Annotated in this window: 19 protein-coding genes and 1 pseudogene; 4 read left to right on the forward strand and 16 right to left on the reverse strand. The window is 58.9% G+C overall.

Going from position 1 to position 19209, the window contains the following annotated elements:
- Window positions 1–19: 19 nt before the first annotated feature.
- The 9 genes from atpD to hfq form a co-directional block, all read right to left on the reverse strand.
- Complete coding sequence (gene atpD / locus ACIPR4_RS16210; RefSeq protein ID WP_013569748.1) at window positions 20–1462, reverse strand: F0F1 ATP synthase subunit beta; 1443 nt, start codon at window positions 1460–1462, stop codon at window positions 20–22.
- Between the two features lie 24 nt (window positions 1463–1486).
- Complete coding sequence (locus tag ACIPR4_RS16215) at window positions 1487–2578, reverse strand: F0F1 ATP synthase subunit gamma (RefSeq protein ID WP_013569749.1); 1092 nt, start codon at window positions 2576–2578, stop codon at window positions 1487–1489.
- A complete protein-coding gene (locus ACIPR4_RS16220; RefSeq protein WP_013569750.1) occupies window positions 2579–2815 on the reverse strand; it encodes a hypothetical protein in 237 nt (78 codons plus the stop codon).
- A 26-nt stretch (window positions 2816–2841) separates the two neighbouring features.
- The gene (atpA, locus tag ACIPR4_RS16225) at window positions 2842–4389 is read right to left on the reverse strand and encodes a F0F1 ATP synthase subunit alpha (protein ID WP_013569751.1); all 1548 of its coding nucleotides are present in this window, start codon (window positions 4387–4389) and stop codon (window positions 2842–2844) included.
- A 43-nt stretch (window positions 4390–4432) separates the two neighbouring features.
- Window positions 4433–4978, reverse strand: a complete 546-nt coding sequence (gene atpH, locus ACIPR4_RS16230) for an ATP synthase F1 subunit delta (RefSeq protein WP_013569752.1) — start codon at window positions 4976–4978, stop codon at window positions 4433–4435.
- Window positions 4978–5694, reverse strand: a complete 717-nt coding sequence (locus ACIPR4_RS16235; RefSeq protein ID WP_013569753.1) for a F0F1 ATP synthase subunit B family protein — start codon at window positions 5692–5694, stop codon at window positions 4978–4980. Before ACIPR4_RS16235 ends, atpH begins: the two co-directional genes overlap by 1 nt.
- Complete coding sequence (locus tag ACIPR4_RS16240) at window positions 5691–6158, reverse strand: F0F1 ATP synthase subunit B (protein WP_013569754.1); 468 nt, start codon at window positions 6156–6158, stop codon at window positions 5691–5693. Before ACIPR4_RS16240 ends, ACIPR4_RS16235 begins: the two co-directional genes overlap by 4 nt.
- 341 nt (window positions 6159–6499) lie before the next feature.
- Window positions 6500–8002: a GTPase HflX gene (gene hflX / locus ACIPR4_RS16245; protein WP_013569755.1), complete on the reverse strand. Its 1503-nt coding sequence runs from the start codon at window positions 8000–8002 to the stop codon at window positions 6500–6502.
- 45 nt (window positions 8003–8047) lie between these two features.
- Window positions 8048–8335 (reverse strand): RNA chaperone Hfq, encoded by a 288-nt coding sequence (gene hfq, locus ACIPR4_RS16250; RefSeq protein WP_013569756.1) that lies wholly within the window; start codon window positions 8333–8335, stop codon window positions 8048–8050.
- Window positions 8336–8586: 251 nt separating this feature from the next.
- Here hfq and ACIPR4_RS16255 point away from each other — a divergent pair, with 251 nt between their 5' ends.
- Window positions 8587–9735, forward strand: a complete 1149-nt coding sequence (locus ACIPR4_RS16255) for a DegT/DnrJ/EryC1/StrS family aminotransferase (RefSeq protein WP_013569757.1) — start codon at window positions 8587–8589, stop codon at window positions 9733–9735.
- 24 nt (window positions 9736–9759) lie between these two features.
- A complete protein-coding gene (locus ACIPR4_RS16260) occupies window positions 9760–10461 on the forward strand; it encodes a VIT1/CCC1 transporter family protein (RefSeq protein ID WP_013569758.1) in 702 nt (233 codons plus the stop codon).
- A gap of 1 nt (window position 10462) precedes the next feature.
- Here ACIPR4_RS16260 and ACIPR4_RS16265 read toward each other — a convergent pair whose 3' ends face one another.
- On the reverse strand, window positions 10463–12079 hold the full coding sequence (locus ACIPR4_RS16265) for a DHA2 family efflux MFS transporter permease subunit (protein ID WP_013569759.1): 1617 nt from the start codon (window positions 12077–12079) through the stop codon (window positions 10463–10465).
- A gap of 126 nt (window positions 12080–12205) precedes the next feature.
- On the opposite strand from ACIPR4_RS16265, the gene ACIPR4_RS16270 reads away from it, so the two are divergent.
- Window positions 12206–12790 (forward strand): TetR/AcrR family transcriptional regulator, encoded by a 585-nt coding sequence (locus ACIPR4_RS16270; RefSeq protein WP_013569760.1) that lies wholly within the window; start codon window positions 12206–12208, stop codon window positions 12788–12790.
- Here the strand turns inward: ACIPR4_RS16270 and ACIPR4_RS16275 are convergent.
- From ACIPR4_RS16275 to ACIPR4_RS16295, 5 genes are all read right to left on the reverse strand, one after another.
- A complete protein-coding gene (locus tag ACIPR4_RS16275; RefSeq protein WP_013569761.1) occupies window positions 12787–14004 on the reverse strand; it encodes a GW dipeptide domain-containing protein in 1218 nt (405 codons plus the stop codon). The genes ACIPR4_RS16270 and ACIPR4_RS16275 overlap by 4 nt on opposite strands.
- The gene (gene pyk / locus ACIPR4_RS16280; protein ID WP_013569762.1) at window positions 14005–15489 is read right to left on the reverse strand and encodes a pyruvate kinase; all 1485 of its coding nucleotides are present in this window, start codon (window positions 15487–15489) and stop codon (window positions 14005–14007) included.
- An 86-nt stretch (window positions 15490–15575) separates the two neighbouring features.
- Window positions 15576–16499, reverse strand: coding sequence for a YihY/virulence factor BrkB family protein (locus ACIPR4_RS16285; RefSeq protein ID WP_144312461.1), 924 nt, complete (start codon window positions 16497–16499; stop codon window positions 15576–15578).
- Window positions 16487–16993, reverse strand: coding sequence for a thioredoxin family protein (locus ACIPR4_RS16290; protein ID WP_013569764.1), 507 nt, complete (start codon window positions 16991–16993; stop codon window positions 16487–16489). Before ACIPR4_RS16290 ends, ACIPR4_RS16285 begins: the two co-directional genes overlap by 13 nt.
- 143 nt (window positions 16994–17136) lie before the next feature.
- Entirely contained in the window at window positions 17137–18063 is a 927-nt protein-coding gene (locus ACIPR4_RS16295) for a segregation and condensation protein A (protein WP_013569765.1), read from the reverse strand.
- A gap of 197 nt (window positions 18064–18260) precedes the next feature.
- Here ACIPR4_RS16295 and ACIPR4_RS23200 point away from each other — a divergent pair.
- Window positions 18261–18914 (forward strand): annotated as a pseudogene (locus ACIPR4_RS23200) (SDR family NAD(P)-dependent oxidoreductase); the annotation flags it as partial.
- A gap of 98 nt (window positions 18915–19012) precedes the next feature.
- Here ACIPR4_RS23200 and ACIPR4_RS16305 read toward each other — a convergent pair.
- Window positions 19013–19207, reverse strand: coding sequence for a hypothetical protein (locus ACIPR4_RS16305; protein ID WP_013569766.1), 195 nt, complete (start codon window positions 19205–19207; stop codon window positions 19013–19015).
- Window positions 19208–19209 lie beyond the last annotated feature (2 nt).

A 19209-nucleotide genomic window follows, 5' to 3' on the forward strand; every position in this document is an offset into this window, starting at 1 on the left:
CTACGAAAACTCAAACAGATTACGCCGTTGCCTTCATCTTCTCAGCGGCTGCCAGCACTTCCTCGATGCCGCCCTTCATGTAGAAGGCCTGCTCAGGAATGTCGTCATGCTTGCCTTCGATGATCTCCTTGAAGGAGCGCACCGTGTCGGCGACCTTGACGTACTTGCCGGGGTTGCCGGTGAAGACTTCAGCGACGTGGAAGGGCTGCGAAAGGAAGCGCTGCACCTTACGCGCGCGGCTGACGGTGAGCTTGTCTTCTTCCGAAAGCTCGTCGATACCGAGAATCGCGATGATGTCCTGCAGATCCTTGTAGCGCTGCAGAATGGCCTTGACCGACTGCGCCGTGTTGTAGTGCTCCTCACCCACGATGCGGGGCGAGAGAATCCGCGAGTTGGAAGCGAGGGGATCTACCGCAGGGTAGATACCGATCTCGGTCAAAGCGCGGTTCAGCACGGTGGTCGCATCCAGATGAGCAAACGTGGTTGCCGGGGCCGGATCGGTAAAGTCATCGGCGGGCACGTAGATGGCCTGTACGGAGGTAACAGAACCCTTCTTCGTGGACGTGATGCGCTCCTGCAGCTGGCCCATTTCGCTGGCAAGGTTCGGCTGGTAACCCACGGCGGAGGGCATACGGCCCAGAAGCGTGGAGACTTCGGAACCGGCCTGCGTAAAGCGGAAGATGTTGTCGATGAACAGCAGCGTATCGGCACCCTCTTCATCGCGGAAGTGCTCGGCGATGGTGAGCGCGGTCAACGCAACGCGCAGACGGGCTCCTGGCGGCTCGGTCATCTGCCCGTAGATCAGGGCAGCTTTCGACTTCTTCCAGTCATTCGGATCAATAACACCGGACTCCTGGAACTCCATCCAGAGATCGTTGCCTTCACGGGTACGCTCGCCGACGCCGGCGAAGACCGAGAAACCACCGTGCTGCATGGCGACGTTGTTGATCAGCTCCTGGATGAGCACGGTCTTACCTACACCGGCTCCGCCCATGAGACCGATCTTTCCGCCCTTCAAGAAGGGCTGGATCAGATCGACGACCTTGATGCCCGTCTCGAACATCTCTTCCGAGGTCGACTGCTCGTCGAACGCGGGCGCCTGGCGGTGAATCGGCATACGCTTCTGCGTTTGCACGGGACCGAGTTCGTCTACCGGCTCGCCGATCACGTTCAGCACACGGCCCAGCGTCTCACGGCCCACCGGCACCATGATCGGATTGCCCGTGTCGATTGCCTTCATGCCGCGCACCATGCCCTCGGTCGCTTCCATCGCGATCGTACGGACACGGCCTTCACCGAGATGCTGCTGCACCTCGACGACCACGTTCATGGGCGTGGGGATATCGAACCCCTCGCTGGTGATGCGCAACGCCTGGTAGATCGGCGGCATGTGCGACTCTTCGAACTGAATATCAACGGCCGGGCCGCTGATCGAAACTACTTTTCCAATGATCTCTGCCATAATCTCTTTCCTTGAACGCGCGGCCTAGAGGGCCGACGCTCCCGAAACAATCTCAATAATTTCCTTGGTGATCGCTGCCTGACGAACACGGTTCATTGTCAGAGTCAGCGTGTCGATCATGTCGCTCGCATTCGAACTCGCCGCATCCATCGCCGTCATACGCGAAGCATGTTCGCTGGCGACCGACTCGATGAGCGCATGGTAGATCTGCGTCGTCACGTAGCGCGGCATCAGATGACGGAACAGACGTTTCGGATCCTGATCGAAGAGATAGTCCACATCCGCCGTACCAAACTTCTTGGCTTCCTCTTCCATCGCCGTCTGTTCCGGCTCATGGATGGAAACGCCCGAAGTGGCTGCTGCATGTGCTGCGGCTTCTCTCTGCTCTTCCGTCATCTCTTCGATAGCGGTGTACTCATGTGTTCCCAGCTTGCGGATCGGGAGCAGCTTCTCTACAACAACGCGCTGCGCGATCACACTCTTGAACTCGTTGAAGACCAGATAGACTGCGTCGATCTCCGCACGCTCATAGCGTTCGATGATCGAGTGTGCCACCTTGTCGACTTCGGAAAAGTTTAGCTTGGCCAGAAGGTGCGACCGGTCGTAGGTCAGCTCTACCTGCTGTGCGCGATGACGGATGTCTTCGATGTGGTGCGAGAGGCCGTTGTCGTACTCGACGTCCTTGTGCTCCCAGACCGCATCAGGATAGCGACGCTTGAAGAGGTCGCGAGACTTGCGTCCCACAGTCTCGACATCGACGTTCTGCCCCTTCGCCACGCGCTCGTTCACAAAGTTCTGAGCAGCCTTGCCGATGTTGCTGTTGAACGCTCCTGCAAAGCCCTTGTCTCCGGCGATCACAAGGACGAGCACGTTCTTCTCTTCGCGCTCTACCAGCAGCGGATGCATTACTTCGCCTGCGGCGTCGTCATACATGGCCGTGCGGCGCACGAGAGATTCCAGCACTGCGGCCAGCATCTGCGCGTAAGGACGAGCCTGCATCGCGCGCTCCTGCGCACGGCGCAGTTTCGCCGCCGAGACCATCTTCATGGCCTTCGTGATCTGCCGCGTGTTTTTGACGGAACGAATCCGTCGCTTCAAATCGAGTACGTTTGCCATCTATCGACTTACTTTTTCCTCGAGGCGCGCTACGCGCACCTCTAACTCTGTCAGCTTGCCAATTACTTGCATCATGTCCGCGTGAAACCGACCGTCCAGGCTGCTCATTCTGGAATCAAGCCTGGTTTCGATACCGCCGATGCGCGTGTCCAGCTTTGCATAGTCATTCCGGTTCATCAGAATGCCTATAAGAACGGTGATAGTCGGGACAGCGATCGTTAATAAATCGTGATTCATGAAGCCCCCTGTCAAGAGAATATCAACTACGCAGTCACCGTCGCCGGCTGCTTCTCCTTCTGCGCGTCCTTGAAGGTCGTCTTGAACTCGTTGATTTTAGCCGTCAGCTGCGTCTTGATCTCGTCGTCGATCTGCTTCTTCGCTGTGATCGCATCCAGAATGCCCTGGCCATTGGTGGCCATGTACGCGTGGAAGCCATCTTCGAAGTTCACGATCTGCTTGTCGTCGACATCGTCCAGCAAACCATTCACACCGGCAAAGAGGATCGAAACCTGCTGCGCTGCTGTGAGCGGACGGAACTGCTTCTGCTTCAGAAGCTCCGTGAGACGCTTACCGCGGTTCAGCTGCTTCTGCGTGGCAGGATCGAGATCCGAACCGAACTGAGCGAAGGCAGCGAGTTCGCGATACTGAGCGAGATCCAGCTTCAGCGTTGCGCCGACCTGCTTGGTCGCCTTGATCGCAGCCGAGAAGCCGACACGGGACACCGAAAGACCTACGTTTACAGCCGGACGGATACCGGAGTTGAAGAGATCAGTCTCAAGGAAGATCTGTCCGTCGGTGATCGAAATCACATTGGTCGGAATGTAGGCGGAAACGTCGCCTGCCTGGGTCTCGATGATCGGCAGGGCCGTCAGCGAACCGCCGCCGAGTTTGTCGCTCATCTTCGCCGAACGCTCGAGCAGACGCGAATGGAGATAGAAGACGTCGCCGGGGTATGCTTCGCGGCCCGGGGGGCGACGGAGGAGCAGAGAGATTTCGCGGTACGAAGCAGCGTGCTTCGAGAGATCGTCGTAGATGATCAGCGCGTGCTTGCCGTTGTCGCGGAAGTACTCGCCCATGGCGGTCGCGGCAAAGGGAGCCAGGTAGTTCATCGGAGCAGGCTCGCTCGCGGTCGCGGCCACAACGATGGTGTACTTCATCGCGCCGTACTCTTCGAGGGTCTGGACGATCTGCGCAACGGAAGAACGCTTTTGACCGATCGCGCAGTAGATGCAGATCAGGTCGTTCTTCGCGGAGTTGATGATCGTGTCGAGCGCGATGGCGGTCTTGCCTGTCTGGCGATCGCCGATGAGAAGTTCGCGCTGGCCACGGCCAATCGGAATCATCGTATCGATGGCCTTGATACCCGTCGCCATCGGCTCGGTGACCGACTTACGTGCAATGACGCCCGGTGCAAGACGCTCGATGGGGAGCGAGTGCGGCGTGTCGATGGGTCCCTTGTCGTCGATGGGCTGACCGAGCGCATTCACGACGCGGCCAATCATGGCATCGCCTACGGGAACGGACATGATCTTGCCCGTGCGCTTGACCTGGTCGCCTTCGCTGATGAGCGTATAGTCGCCCAGCAGAACCGCGCCGACCTGGTCTTCATCCAGGTTCATCGCAAGACCCGCAACGCCATGGGGAAATTCGATCAGCTCGCCAGCCATGACCTTATCGAGCCCATGGATGCGTGCAATACCGTCGCCGAGCGAGATCACGGTGCCGACCTCGTCCACCTGGACGCGCTGCTCGTAGTTCTCAATCTGCTGCCGCAGGAGTTCTGTAATCTCGTCTGCCTTGAGCTGTGCCATTTGTATCCCTTATACGTACTTTTATAAATCTGAAAGCCTGGATTTACGCGCCTGTGCCTGCCAGGTGCCGTTCCAGTTGGCCGAGCTGTGCACGCACAGACCCGTCATATATCGTCGACCCAATGCGGATCACCGCTCCGCCCAGAAGCGAAGCATCTTCTTTCCAAAGCACACGAACGTTTCCGCCCGCGAGCTTCGCTGCCTCGGCAGTCAATGCCTGCTTGTCCTCTTCGCGTAAACCGCGTGCCGAGGTAATCTCCGCCTCGCTCGTCCCCGCGCCTGCATCGGCAACGGCAACGTACTCAGCAATCACTTCGCCAATAGCCATGAGGCGCTGGTGATCCATCAGAACCGCGATGAAGTTGCGGACAACCTTATCCATCCCGAGACGTCCGGCAATGGCATCGAGCACCTTGATCTTCTTCTCGTGCTCGATCGCAGGGTTCATCAAAAACTCGTGCAGATCGTGGCTCTCCGCCAGCGTTCCGGCAAAATCACCCAGCTGGGCGCTTACCGCGTTGCGATCCAACTTATGGGCCGTGACAATTTCATCGAGAGCGCGCGCGTAACGCAGTGCAAAGGCCGCCATTAGTTGCTGCCTCCCTTGCCCGACGCAGCCAGACGCGCGGCAAACCCACGCACGATCTCACTATCGTCATCGTCCGAGATATTCAGCTTGCTCGCAGCCTGCTCCACAGCCAGCTTTGCGGCGAACTCACGCAGGTTGCGCTGTGCGTGTGCTTCCGCCGCCGCAATCTCCTGCTCGGCTGCATGCGCAATACGCTCGCGCTCGTCGGCGACGGAAGCCTTGATGCGCGCTTCGTCTGCTGCAGCATCTTTCTCCGCCTCGGACTTCAGAGCGGCAATCTCGCCGTCCAGCTTTGCCAGACGCGCTTCCACGCCAGAGAGACGAGCATTGGCCTCTTCCGTTGCAGATCGTGCTTCGACCAAATTCTTCTGGATTCCCTGCGTCCGTCCGCGAAAGGTCTTCGGCAAAGCCTTAGCCAAAGCGTAAAGAATGGCAAGGGCAAGAATGACAAAGTTGAACCAGGTGAAGACCGTCGAAGCCGTCTCCGGACTCATACCCATCATGCGGCCCAGAGAAATTACCATGGGCGACTTCTTGAATGCTTCAGTTCCCTCTTCGGCTTCTTTCTTCTTGCCGGCGGAGTTTGCCTGAGGCTCAGCCTTCTGGCCGGACGCCGTCGAAGGCGAAGCCGCAACAGCCTGTGCCCGCAAGGGGACAACAGGAGCCACGCCCAACATCAAAACCAAAGCCAACAGCACGCATGCTCGCATCGTCATCCCTGCACCGCCGCGCCGCCCCGGTGCGTAGGCAAAATCGCCTTCAAAATCTGATCGGAGAGCTGCGCCGCAGAGGTCTGTAGCTGCTGCTTCGCTTCGTCACCAGCGCGCTGAACTGCCTCGCGCGCCACGCCGATACGCCGCTGCGCATCGTGGCGAGCCAACTCCAGAGCTTTCTCGCGCTCCGTGTTCCATTGCTTCAGCATGGCCTGGCGGTTTTCAAAGATCTTCGTCCGCGCATCGCGCAGTTTGGCTTCGTATTCCGCCGCCTTCGCCTCGGACGCAGAGATGGCCGAACGCGCCTGGTCCATTGCTCCGGAGGTCCGCGCATGGCGCTCTGCCAGCATTGTTTCGAGAGGCTTACGAACGAGCGCAGCATAGGCAATCACCAGCACGACGAAGAAGATCATCGTTGGCACAGAGCCGAGCACAAGTTCGCCAAGTTGGTTCAAAATATCTTGCATATTTTCCGTGGGAGCTCCGAATGAAAGTCCCGCGTATTCAAGCCGTTATAGGCAGGAAAGAAGGGCGCCCGGAGGCGTTTTCAGGACGGTGCAACCCTTTATTTTTAGCAGAGGGGCTTCGGGTGAGTCAATGTTTCGCCTTCCACTCTAAGGCTGTAATCGCCCAATTGAGACGGTATTCGAACGGAGATTATTTATTAAAACCGTAGGACTTATGCCTGATATCGGGCGTAGACTGTGGTTACGCCTAGACCCGTTCGGGTCCGATCAGGCCGCGTCTCTGGGACCCACCTCCACTCCCCCTGCGCGGCCTGAACTATGTCTGGGTGAATTTTCCCTGTTTACCGTGTTTTTGTTGCAGTTTCTATCCTGCGGACGCGCCGCTTCGGCCGCGCCACGGGACCGGTGTCGGGCTTCGCCACATCCGCCTCCTGGAAGCGGCGGTAGCGATTCAGCAGGGATGCCGGTCCGCGCGCCAACATCACCACAAAACTTCCATCAAACCGTTTTGATTCGATCGAACATCCGGCTTCCAGAGCGGCAATCGTCCGGCCTTCGCGCTGGGGAATGCGAAACTCCGCTTCCGCCGTGGGATCTGGCGCCTTTTCGCCGCCAATCCGGTCTTCGATGGCAGCGATCAGGACGTCGAGACCAACGCCCTTTGCGGCCGAGATCGCAATGACGTCTTTGCGACCCAAAAGCGCCTGCTGTTCCGGCTCGCTCAGCAGATCGATCTTGTTCAAGACTTCGATTCGCGGAGTCCTCGCCACCTCAAGCTCGGCCAGCACTGCTTCCACCTGCATTTTTTGTTCTTCCAGAATTGCGGAAGATGCATCCCGCACATGCAAGAGAAGCTCGGCCCGCTCGACCTCTTCCAGCGTGGCGCGAAAGCTGGTGACGAGCGCATGCGGAAGATTGCGGATGAAGCCAACCGTATCGCTCAGCAGCACCTTCCGGCGCGAGGGCAGAACGAACTGCCGCAGCTTGGGGTCCAGCGTCGCAAACATGCGCGAGCTCGCCAGCACACCCGCCTCCGTCAGAGCATTGAAGAGCGTGCTCTTCCCGGCGTTGGTGTAACCGACAAGCGCGACCGTGGGCACAGGGACGCTTTCGCGCCTCTGCCTCTGCTGCCTGCGAATACGACGTACCTGCTCCAGCTGCGCCTTGACGTGGTCGATCCGGCCGCGAATGACGCGGCGGTCTGTCTCGATGCGGGTCTCGCCGGGGCCTCGTGTGCCGATGCCGCCACCGAGCTGCGACATGCTTTTGCCCTTGCCTGCGAGGCGCGGCAGTTGATACTCCAGCTGCGCCAGTTCGACCTGCAGATGCCCCTCCCGCGTCCGCGCGTGACGGGCAAAGATATCCAGGATGAGTTGCGTCCGGTCGATGACGCGGCACGGCATCTCTTTTTCCAGATTGCGAAGCTGTGTCGGCGTCAGGTCGTGATCGAAGAGGACAACGTCCGCCTCGGTCGACTCCGCCATTGCTGCAAGTTCTTCCACCTTGCCGATGCCGATCAGCGTAGCCGGGTCGGGTCGCCCCCGGCGCTGCACCAACGTCGCCGCGATGGTCGCTCCCGCAGAACGGGCCAGTTCTTCAAACTCCGCCAGGGAGGACTCAAAGTCCACGTCTGACTCAACTGCTTTGGCTTTAGGAACAACGAAATCTTCGTCATCGTCTTCGATGGAGTCATCGCTCGAATTGCCAATGGACGCAGCAGAGCGCGCCATCAGAGCGGCAGCAGGGATCGACCGTCTGCTGCCCGTGATCTCCACGGCCACCAGAACGGCCTTTTCCGCAACTGCCGTCACCGCAGCCGACCGCTCCGATGCCGCATGTTCCAACCGCGAAGTTCCTGCGGATTTTGTGGGTTTTGCCACGCTGATAAGCTAGGCCGCCGGCGATCCTGCCTCGCCGGAGACACCCGCCGACGAGACAGGAGCATGGGCCCGTTCCACATGTGCTCCACCGCGTGTGCTGACTACCGTCGAAATCGCATGCTTGAAGATCAACTGCTCCTGGGCATTGTTTTCCAGGAGAACCGAATACTTATCAAAGGAACGGATCTTGCCCGTCAACTTTACGCCACTCACAAGGTAGATCGTGATAGGGGACTTGTCTTTGCGAACGGTGTTCAAGAAAGTGTCCTGAATATTCTGTGCCGGCTTGGAATCCATAACTGCCGATCTCCTCTTCTTCGTGTCTACGTTCGATACGCTCTAGCGCATCGTCAAAAAAATCGTACATTCCCCAAATTTCGGGGGTCTGCCATTCAGGGCTTCAGGACCACGTTTGGCCTGAGGCGTTCACAATACACAGCTTCCCGCGCCAAATACAATCGGAAAACGGGAAGAGTCTTCACATTGGACTCGCCACCTTGCCCCAAGGTAGCGAGTTTTATGGATTTAGAATAGCGGGGATGCCCGAAATGAAACTGGCCCCTATTCCGATGCTCGACCTCAGCCGCCAGTACACCATAGTTGGGGAAGAAATCCAGGCCGCTTTGGCCGAAATTGGCCGCGCCGGACGCTTCGTTCTCGGAAAAGAAGTCCAAGCATTCGAGACTGCCGCAGCCGCCATGCTGGGCACGACCCACGCCATCGGCTGCAGCAGCGGCACGGAAGCCCTCTGGCTTGCTCTGGACGCCGCGGGCGTCCGCCCCGGCGATAAGGTCATCACCTCTCCTTTCAGTTTCTTTGCCACCGCCAGCGCCATTCTGCGCTGCGGCGCACAGCCCGTCATGGCCGATATCGATCCGGTCACCTTCAACCTCTCGCCGCTGACCGTCACCGCGATCCTCGAACGCAACTCCGACATCAAGGCCGTTCTTCCCGTCCACCTTTACGGCCAATGCGCTGATTTTGATGCCCTCAACCGATTGAAAATAAAGCATAATCTCCTACTCGTCGAGGACGCCGCGCAGGCATTCGGAGCGAAGTGGAATGGCATTCCCGCAGGCGCGCTGGGAGACTCCGCTGCCTTCAGCTTCTACCCGACCAAAAACCTTTCAGCCTGGGGCGACGCCGGTCTGGTAACCACCAGCGACGACACCATTGCGGATCGCGCCAATCTCCTTCACGTCCATGGCATGCGCGAGCGGTATTTCCACGAAATCGTGGGCTGGAACGCCCGCATGGACACGATGCAGGCCGCCGTCCTGCTGATCAAGCTTCGCCATATCGAGCAGTGGAACCTGGACCGTGCTCGCATCGCAGCGCGCTATCACTGGCTCTTCGCGGATTCGGGCCTGACTCTCGGCACATCCGCGGACGCGGCCGATCTAGTTTTGCCGCAGACCGACCCGCGCGCCACCCACGTCTGGCACCAGTACGTGATCCGCTCATCGCGACGCAACGACCTTCGCGCTCACCTGACGGCAAGCGGCATCGGCACGGAGATCTACTACCCTCTTTCGCTTCATCAGCAGCAGGCACTTGCGAGCCTCGACTACGTTCCGGGCGACTTCCCCCACAGCGAATGTGCCGCGCGCGAAGTCCTGGCGATCCCGATCTTCCCTGAACTGCGCGAAGATGAGCAGGACCGCGTCGTGGAAGCTATCGTTGCTTTCCACGCCTGACACGAAAAGAATCTATAAACAGACATGCAACATAGTCAGGATCACCACGAAGCGCACTTTACCGCGGGCGTCTTTGTGCGCGACGTCGTCATCGGCATGTCAGACGGTCTCACCGTTCCCTTCGCCCTGGCTGCGGGACTCTCCGGGGCCACTGTTGCGGTGCACATCGTCGTCACTGCAGGTCTGGCGGAGATTGCCGCTGGTTCCATCGCCATGGGCCTGGGCGGTTACCTGGCTGCGCGTGGCGATGCCGAACACTACGCGAGCGAGTTGCGTCGCGAGTACCGCGAGATCGAAGAAATTCCCGAGGACGAAAAAGAAGAGTGTTCGCTGGTCCTGCAGCAGTACGGACTCTCCCCGGAGATGAGCGCGCCCATCGTCGAAGCCCTCAGCCACAATCCCAAGGCCTGGGTGGACTTCATGATGCGCTTCGAGCTTGGGCTGGAAGAGCCAGATCCATCGCGAGTCTGGAAGAGTGCGCTGACTATCGCCGTTTCGTACATCGTGGGTGGATTGATTCCGCTCGCGCCCTACTTCGTCGCGTCCACGATGCAGCGCGCGCTGAGCCTCTCTGTCCTCTGCACGCTCATCGCGCTCGCCGTCTTCGGCTTTGCAAAAGGAAAGGCGACGGGAGTCAGCGGCTTCAAGGCTGCTTTGCAGACCACGCTCATCGGAGGGCTCGCCGCCAGCGCAGCCTTCGCGCTGGCGCGGCTCTTCTCGCACTAGATCAATGCGCTGGCGGGGCCTTTCCACCCAGCTTGAAGTTCTTCGTCAGCAACACCAGCGGCGCGGCGCACAGCGTCAGCATGCCCAGCACATGGAAGCAATCCATGAACGCAAGGAAGCGCGTCTGCGATTCCATCTGGCTATAGACGCGAAGATACGCTGCATTCATTGCATCCGCCTGCGCGAAACCGTGTGTCTGCAGGAATGCCGCAGTCTGTCGCACAGTGTCCTGCAGGAAGGGCGAGGAGGGGCCCAGATTCGCGCCCATCACCGATTGATGAAAGTTCTGCCGACGCTCACTCATCGTCGTGACAAACGCGATGCCAAAGCTTCCACCCCAGTTGCGAAAGAAGTTCGTCAGCGACGAAGCCTTGTTGTTCTGGTTCGGTGCGAGCTGCGAGTACGAAATCACCGAAAGCGGAACGAAGAAGAATGCGTAGCCCAATCCCTGCAAAGCACGCGCCAGGGCGTAGTGTCTGTAATCCGTCTGCAGGTTGAAGTGACTGTAGTGGATAAACGAAATACCCACGATCATCACAGCGCCAAACAACAGGATGCGTGGATGCACGATGCCGCGCTGCACCAACTGCGCGCCTACTGGAGCAAGAAGCGTAATCACAAAGGCTCCCGGTCCAAGGACCAATCCTGCGTCGATCGCGCGATAGCCATACAAGGACTGCAGGATCTGCGGGATCATCGTCGTCGAAGCAAACAAGCCCACGCCGAAGACGAAATAAAAGACGTTCGAGATCGCGAAGTTACGCACCTTCAACATGCGGAAATCGATCACAGGATCCGCAACGTTCAGCTCCCAGAAGACCGCAGCCGTCAGGCACGTGACGCCGATGACAAAGCACCAGATGATCGTCGTCGATCCGAACCAGTCATCGATCTGCCCACGATCGAGAAGGATCTCCAGCGCGGCGCTGCCCAGGCCAATCAGCGCGATGCCGACTCCATCCACATTCAACTTACCTTTGCTGTCGCGCGCCGTGGCCCGCTCCGCCGCAAAGCCCGGAGGATCGTGCACGAAACGATTCGTCAGAAACAGTGAAAGGATGCCGATGGGGATATTGATTAGAAAGACCCAGCGCCAGTTGTAGTTGTCCGTGATCCAACCCCCGAGCACAGGTCCGATGGCGGGCGCGGTCACAATCGCTACGGTGTACAGCGCAAAGGCGGAAGCTCTCTTCGCGGGCGGAAAGGTATCTACAAGGATTGCCTGTTCCACGGGAGCCAGGCCGCCTCCGCCAATGCCCTGCAGCACACGCGCGAACAGCATCACACCCAGGCTTGGTGCGATCCCGCAGAAGAAGCTCGTGATCGTAAAGAGCGTCACGCATGCCATGTAATAGTTCTTCCGGCCGAAGACGCGCGAGAGCCATGCGGACATCGGCAGAATCACTGCGTTGGCCACAAGATAGGTCGTGAGAATCCACGTCACTTCATCGAACGAACGTCCCAGGCCACCCGCGATGTACGGCAGCGAAACGTTCGCAATCGACGTATCCAGAAGCTCCATGAACGTGGCAAGCGTCACGGTCAGTGCCACGACCCACGGATTGATCCCGGCGCGCAGTACTGCGGTCGAACTGGGAGGAGCAACAGCAGTGGCCAAGATCCGTCTCCTGGGTTTACATTTGAGACCACTCAGTCTCTTTCGCTCTGTGTATCATCTGATTCTCCAGGGCCAGAGACCGATGCGTCTTTTTTTCGATAAGCTGCAGGAAGGAGAACAAGCATCATGAGCAAGGGAGATCTCACCCGCCAGCGCATCGTCGCCGCGGCCGCGCCGATCTTCAATCAGAACGGCTACGAAGGCGCGTCCATGCAGGCACTTATGGAGGCCACCGGCCTGGGAAAAGGCGGCATCTATCGCCACTTCGAGAGCAAGGAAGAGCTCGCCTCCGAAGCCTTCCGGTATGCGGTGGCCCTCTCCGTAAAGACACGCACCGGCGATCTCGCGCACATTGAAGGCGCCATCGCCAAGCTGGAATACGTCGTCAAGCGCTTCGTACACACACCGTCTCCGATGCCAGGTGGATGCCCTCTGATGAACACCGCCATCGACAGCGACGATGGCAATCCGGTCCTTCGAGCGCTCGCCCGCGACAGCATCGCGGACTGGCGGCACCGTCTCTCGAAGATCGTTCAGGCCGGGGTCAAGGCGGGCGAGATCCGCAAAGGCATCCAGCCTCGCCAGATCGCCAACACCATCATCGCTACGCTGGAAGGCGCATTGATGATCAGCCGGATTGAGGGCACGAAAAAGCCCCTGCAGGATGCAAGGGCGTCTCTCATTACACTCTTTACGACGATCAGGAGCTAGCGCTTCTTCTTCGCGCCCTTCTTTTCTTTCTTCTCTTCCGCTACCAGTCGAAACTCCGCAGGGGCCGTTGCCCCCGGCGCAAGAACACGACGCGTGATGTTTCCTTCGAGCCGGTAGGTCTTCGACACTAACTGCGAAGGCTTGAAGAGTCCCGTCGCCTTATCTGCGACAGGCAAAGAGGCGCCCGCAGCCAGCACGGTGTAAGTAAACGCCGGAGCGGGTCCAACAACCTGCCGCCCATTCAGTCCACCGGGATCGGTCTTCAACTTGATCGGCAGGTAGCCCGCGATATTGCGGTCACGCTGCGCCGTTTCATAGCGATGCTTCTTGAGGTTCCACGTAAAAACGCGCAACTGATCGAAGTCATACGGCAGACCCGCCTTGTACGGGCTCATTGCGGTCACGTAGATGGGAACGTCCTTCACGGGACCTTCCATCTCGGGGTCCTGGATGATGGTCAAAACATAGGCCGCCACGATGCGCTGGCCTTCCGCATACCGTGAAACGGAGTCGGGAACCTCCGTATCCATCATGCGCGAGAGCATCCATCCCGTGTTGCCCTTGGAGTCCCGGACGAGCCACCAGTCTTCCATCGGCGGAACATAGGGCGCGTCGGGGAGAGAGACCGCTGGCGCACCTTTCTTCTTTGGCGCTGCGTTCGCCGCATCGGCGGCGGCCTTCTGCGGTGTAACCCCTGGTGGTAGCGGCTTCACGGTACTCGCACGTGCCAGCAGCTTCAGCTTCTCGCCCTCATCGAGACGATAGAAGCGGTCCGTATCGCGCCCCGGAGCAGAGTGCAGATAGACATCGTCGCGCACTGTCGCCGTCGCCACGGGAACATCCGCGGCATGGTCTTTCTTCAGGGCCTCGAACTCGTCCGCCACCTGCTGCGTCGCGACGGTGCGCTCGTCGATCCAGCCGACTTCGTTGGCGTCCGTCTGTACCTTGTAGAAGCGCCGGTTAGTTTCCAGGACCTTCAGTCGCTGGCCATTGGTCACGTTGGCGGTACGGTTGGAAACAGCCGCGATGCGGTCGCGCAGAAAGCCACTCTTCGCCGTTACATACACATACTTGCCGGGAAGAGCAGCTTTGAAACGGGAACACCCATTCAGCAGCAACACAGAGAACAACAGCAGGGGTAACAGCGTCTTCAGCAAGCGCGCTTGAAGCCCCTTCCCTGTTTGCCGTTCGTTTTCCTGACGCAAAATAGGCAACTAGCGGTCTCCGACCTTATGCAGACGCATGAAGTTGGTCGCTCCTGTACGCGTCGCCGTACCGGCCACGATGCCCAGGATCTCGCCCTTCTTCACATGCCCTGCGGCTTCCAAAATATCCTCGGCCATGTTCACCAGTTTGTCCGTCTCGTCATAGCGGCGGCAGAGAATCGGCGTCACACCCCACAAGAGCACCATGCGTCCGATCGCTTCCACATCTGGACAGAGCGCAAAGACGCGCGCATTCGGACGATACTTCGAAAGCAGACGCGCCGTTGCGCCACTCTCCGTAAAGATAGCAATCGCGCCCAGGTCCAGATCGTCCGCCGAATGCGCCATGCACTCGCAGATCGTCTCTGCAACGCTCAGGCGTGCGCGTGCAGCGTGTCCGATGCCGTGGCCCAGACCGTGCCGGTGGCCCATGGGCTCCATGGCGATCTGCGTCTCGGTCTCCACGATGATCTTCGCCATCATGGCGACGGACTGCACAGGATACTTGCCTGCGGCAGTCTCCGCGCTCAGCATGACGGCGTCTGTGCCGTCATAGACGGCGTTGGCCACATCGCTTGCCTCGGCGCGCGTAGGACGGGGATTCTCGATCATGCTTTCGAGCATCTGCGTCGCCGTAATGACCGGCTTGCGATACACCGCGGCGCGGCGGATGATGTGCTTCTGAATCGCGGGCACCTTCTCGGGCGGAACTTCTACGCCAAGATCGCCACGCGCAACCATCAGACCGTCCGTCGCTTCCAGGATCTCTTCAAGATTCTCAATGGCCTGCGGCTTTTCGAGCTTCGCGACCACCCATGCGGTCGAACCGAGGGCGGCAACGCGCTCCTTGGTGTGGCGAACGTCCGCAGCCGTCCGGACGAACGACACCGCGACCGCATCCACCTTCTGCCCGATGCAGAAGACGAGATCTTCTTCGTCCTTCTCGGTGAGAGAAGGCACTTTGACCGGAATACCCGGCAGGTTGATGCCCTTGTTCTCACCCAGCATGCCACCGTTGACGATCTCGCAGGTCACGTCGCCGCCCTGGATCGTGACCACCTTCAACTCAATCAGGCCGTCGGAGAGCAGAATCGTGGAGCCGGGCTCCAGGTTCTCCGCCAGCGTCTTGAAGGTTGTTCCGACGCGCTGGGCTGTGCCCAGAATCTCTTCCGGAGTGATGGTCAAAAGCTCGCCCGCGTGCAACAAGACGGCCTTGTGGTCCACCAGCTTGCCCGTACGGATCTTCGGTCCCTGCAGATCGGCGAGGATGCAGATTGCCTTGCCTTCGCTGGCCGAAACCTTGCGCACCATCGCAATCAGCTCAGCCTTCTGCTCGTGGCTACCGTGCGAAAAGTTCAGACGCGCCACGTCCAACCCGGCACGTACCAACTGCGTAAAGACCTCTTCTGTAGAACACGCCGGTCCTAGCGTCGCAACGATCTTTGCGCTACGACCACTTCTACCCAAAAAACCAACACCATCTGTCGCAGTCATCGTTCTCCCGGGAACTGCAGCGCAACGCCGCAATTTTCTATGCCCCGGCAATTTTACCTACAAATTAGCGTCCATCACTTTTTGCTTCAGTGTCCGTCCTGCGAGGGACGCCGGGAGAGCTCCGCATTAAGCTCCGCTCCGCATAAAACACTGAGCGCCGTGAGGAACATCCAGACCATCAGGACGATACCCGTTCCCAGTGAACCGTAGACCTGCGAGTAATCCGCAAAGCGGGTCACATACCAGCCAAAGCCCACCGTCGTAAGGAACCAGGTGATGGTGGCAAACGCCGCACCTGGAAAGACCTCGTGCCAACCGAGTTCCTTTGAAGTTCCAAATCGGTAAATCATCGCGATCACCGATGCGGTCGCGGACAGGGCCACCGTCCAGCGCACAATATTTGCCGTCACATAGAACAACGACTGTACCTGCGGCTGCTTCCACTCCATCACCATCAGGGTGATCAGGTGGCCAAAGACCACCAGAACGCTCGCGATGGAGAGCGGAATCAGCGAAATCGGCACCAGCAGATAGGCTCGACCGCGCCTCTGCCACTGCGTCCACGCGTTGAGTGGTAGGTCGTAGGTGCGCCGGAAGCCTTCCATCAATGTAGCGATGACGCCCGCCGCACCGGAAAATCCGACGATGCCCGCACCAATCAGCACCCGGATCGACTGCGGCGCTCGGTGATCGCCGCCTGTAAAGAACTCCTGCAGCAACGGCGCCACATTCGCTGGCAGAACCCGGTCGAAGAAGATCGCCAGCTCCGAACGCAACGGAGCGACATCAGGCAGAAGGTTGATGCAGGCGGCAGCTACCAGAAGTGCCGGAAACACGGCAAAAACAGCAGAATAAGCAACGGCCTTCGCCGTCGTGCCGCATCCGTTCTGGAAGGAGTTCCAGTAGGCCCGGCGGACGTGCTCCGTCCATCGCAGACCATGCCCCGCGATGCGTCCTGGCATAGCCAGAACGCCGCGGTCATCGTCGCGTTGAACTTTTATGGCTTCCACTGATTCAGAAAGTCCGTGGCGTATTTTTCATCCATATAGCGCATATCGCTGAACTCACCCTGGGATTGCGCGTACAGAACCTTCCCCCTGGCGTCGACGACGGCCAGTGCTGGCACGCCATGCTTCAAGGGGACACCATATTTCGCGGCAAGATCCAGATTGGTATCGATATGCCCAACCCACACAGGAACGAGGACAAAATTTGCGTTCAGAACCTCAACGTTCGGGCTCTTATGAAAGTAGTAGTACAGCACCTGGCAGTCGCCGCACCAGTCTCCACCGAAGTCCAGGATGACGCGCTTATGCTCGGCCCTGGCTTTTTGGAAGGCGGCAGCGATGAGTGCCTTTGGGTCGGCCTTCTCGTCATAGATGTGGTTGTGGGGGATCGCTACAACGGGCGTGCGCTTTACCGGCGGAGCCACTTGAGCATGGCCGGACACGCCGAAAGCAGAGAGAAAAACAAACGAAAGTGCAAAAGCGAATGCTTTACGCATTAGGAAGAACTCCTATGGGATCAGTTTAGACATCGTCTAACGTCCTGAGAAGAAGATGAAAAAGTGAGCCGATTCGACTCATCCACGAACGAAAATTGCAATTTTCTATCTGAACTGCAATTTTGTTCGGTTTCCGAGGACTTCTAGCGCCAATCGTCTCGGGCCATGGCGGCCTGATTTGCGATGACATCGTCGAAGTTGTCTGCCTTTTTGATCAAAATCTCGCCGGTAACCTGGGTTTGCCGCAGAAGGATCGCCTGGAGACGCACAAGTTCGAGCATCGCCAGGAACATACATATCAGGGCCTGCTGCGAGTGAGTATTGGCGAGCAACTTCCGGAGGGAGATGGGACGATCTTCCAACACCAGACGGCGCTTGCAGTAGTCGATCATCTGCGAGACGGTGACGGTGTCCTCATTGACATTGAGGATGGGGCGCTCTTTGAGGCGCTGCAGAATCTCCTGGAAGACGCGGACGAGGTCGTCCGTATCTGCGGCGATCTCGCGGTCCGAGCTAGCGACTTCGCGGAATTCTCCGATGCCGGGATTCGTCCAGGTGGCTTCTTCGATCTGCTGCTTCTGCATGAGCATCTGCGCGGCGGCCTTGAAGCGCTCGTGCTCCAGCAGGCGCTCGACGAGTTCGCGGCGCGGATCTTCCATGTCCCCAGCGGCGATGAGTGAGGCTTCGCGCGGAAGGAGCATTTTGCTCTTGATGTGGATCAGCAGCGAAGCGGTGTAGATGAACTCGCCTGCCGAGTCGACGTCCGTCTGCTTGAGCTGGTCGCAGTAACTCAGGAACTGCGCGGTAATGCGCGCAATGGGGATGTCATAGATATCGATGTCCTGCTTGCGGATGAGATCCAGCAGGAGGTCGAGCGGGCCGTCATAGACGAGGCCGACGGTGATGTTGAACGGAGACTGCGACTGCTCCTCGCGCGTGGGCTTGGCCTCCTTGACGACAGGAGGCTTGGGCGCAGGAGGCGTCGGAGGATGCTCAAGGACAAGCGTCTCTACCTCGGGCTGCTGTTGCTCAGCTTGCGGCTCTTCGTTCTGGAGTTCGACTTCAGACATTCGCTCTAACAGTATCGCCCATGCGGGGTTCTTGAAAACTGGGCATATCTTTCCCGGCCCAAAACCGGGTCCCCGAAAGGAACGGGATGGATACCCTCGATGCACCTTTCATACAAGTAGAGAATTCCCGAAAGCTCTAAGGTGAAGAGATGGATCTGTACCAAGGTGGAAGGCTGAAAAACAAATGCGCTCTTCTGATGGGAGCAACGAGTGGGATCGGCCAGGCCTGCGCCGAGATGTTTGCTCGTCAAGGGGCCCGCGTTGTAGTGACGGGTCGCCGAGTTGCTGAGGGCGAAGCAGTCGCACATGGCATCGTCGCTGCGGGTGCCGACGCCGTGTTCCATCGGTGCGATGTAACTGAGACCGAATCGGTTGAGGAGGCCGTTCGACAGACTGTAGAACGCCTGGGGAGGATTGACATCCTCCTAAATAACGCCGGCGGATCGAGCAACACGGACGGCCCGGTGACCACCGCCTCCCTCGATGCATTTTGGAATAACATGCGAGTCGATCACTTTGGGACTTTTCTCACCCTTCGCTTCGCAATTCCGGAGATGGTCAAATCCGGGGCGGATCGGTAATCAATATGGTGTCGGTGGTGGGCTTTGGAAATTTGACTGGCGGACGCTCTGCATATGCCTCATCGAAAGCCGCCGTGATGAATCTCACTCGAAGCACAGCGCACACCTTCGCCAAAGATCGGGTCCGGGTGAACGCCATCGCTCCCGCTGGCGTCGGTACTGAGCGGATCAAAAAGATGTTGGCGGACCGACCTGAAGCCAAGGCTGCCATCGCAATGCAGCAGCTAGGCCTGATCGAACCCGAAGACATCGCATACGCGGCGGTTTTCCTAGCATCTGATGAGTCCCGCATGATCACCGGCCACATACTCCCGGTAGATGCAGGGTCATTCTCCGATTGAGCGGGACCGGAGTAGTTCAGATCAGGTTTACACAGGATCAGTCGCCGAGGGCAAAATCCCAGGCGTAGCTTCCTGATCGCCTTCCGGCGTGTACTCGCTGTCGGAGTGAGCGTCGTCCGGACGGACGTAGCCCTGCGGAGAGATGTTGGTGTTCTCGCGACGGTCGGCGTCCGTGGCTGGGATGGTGGAGGTGGTCGGAACAGGCTTCAGTTTGTCGGTCATTG

The sequence above is a fragment of the Terriglobus saanensis SP1PR4 genome (genome assembly GCF_000179915.2).
Classification (GTDB): Bacteria; Acidobacteriota; Terriglobia; order Terriglobales; family Acidobacteriaceae; genus Terriglobus; species Terriglobus saanensis.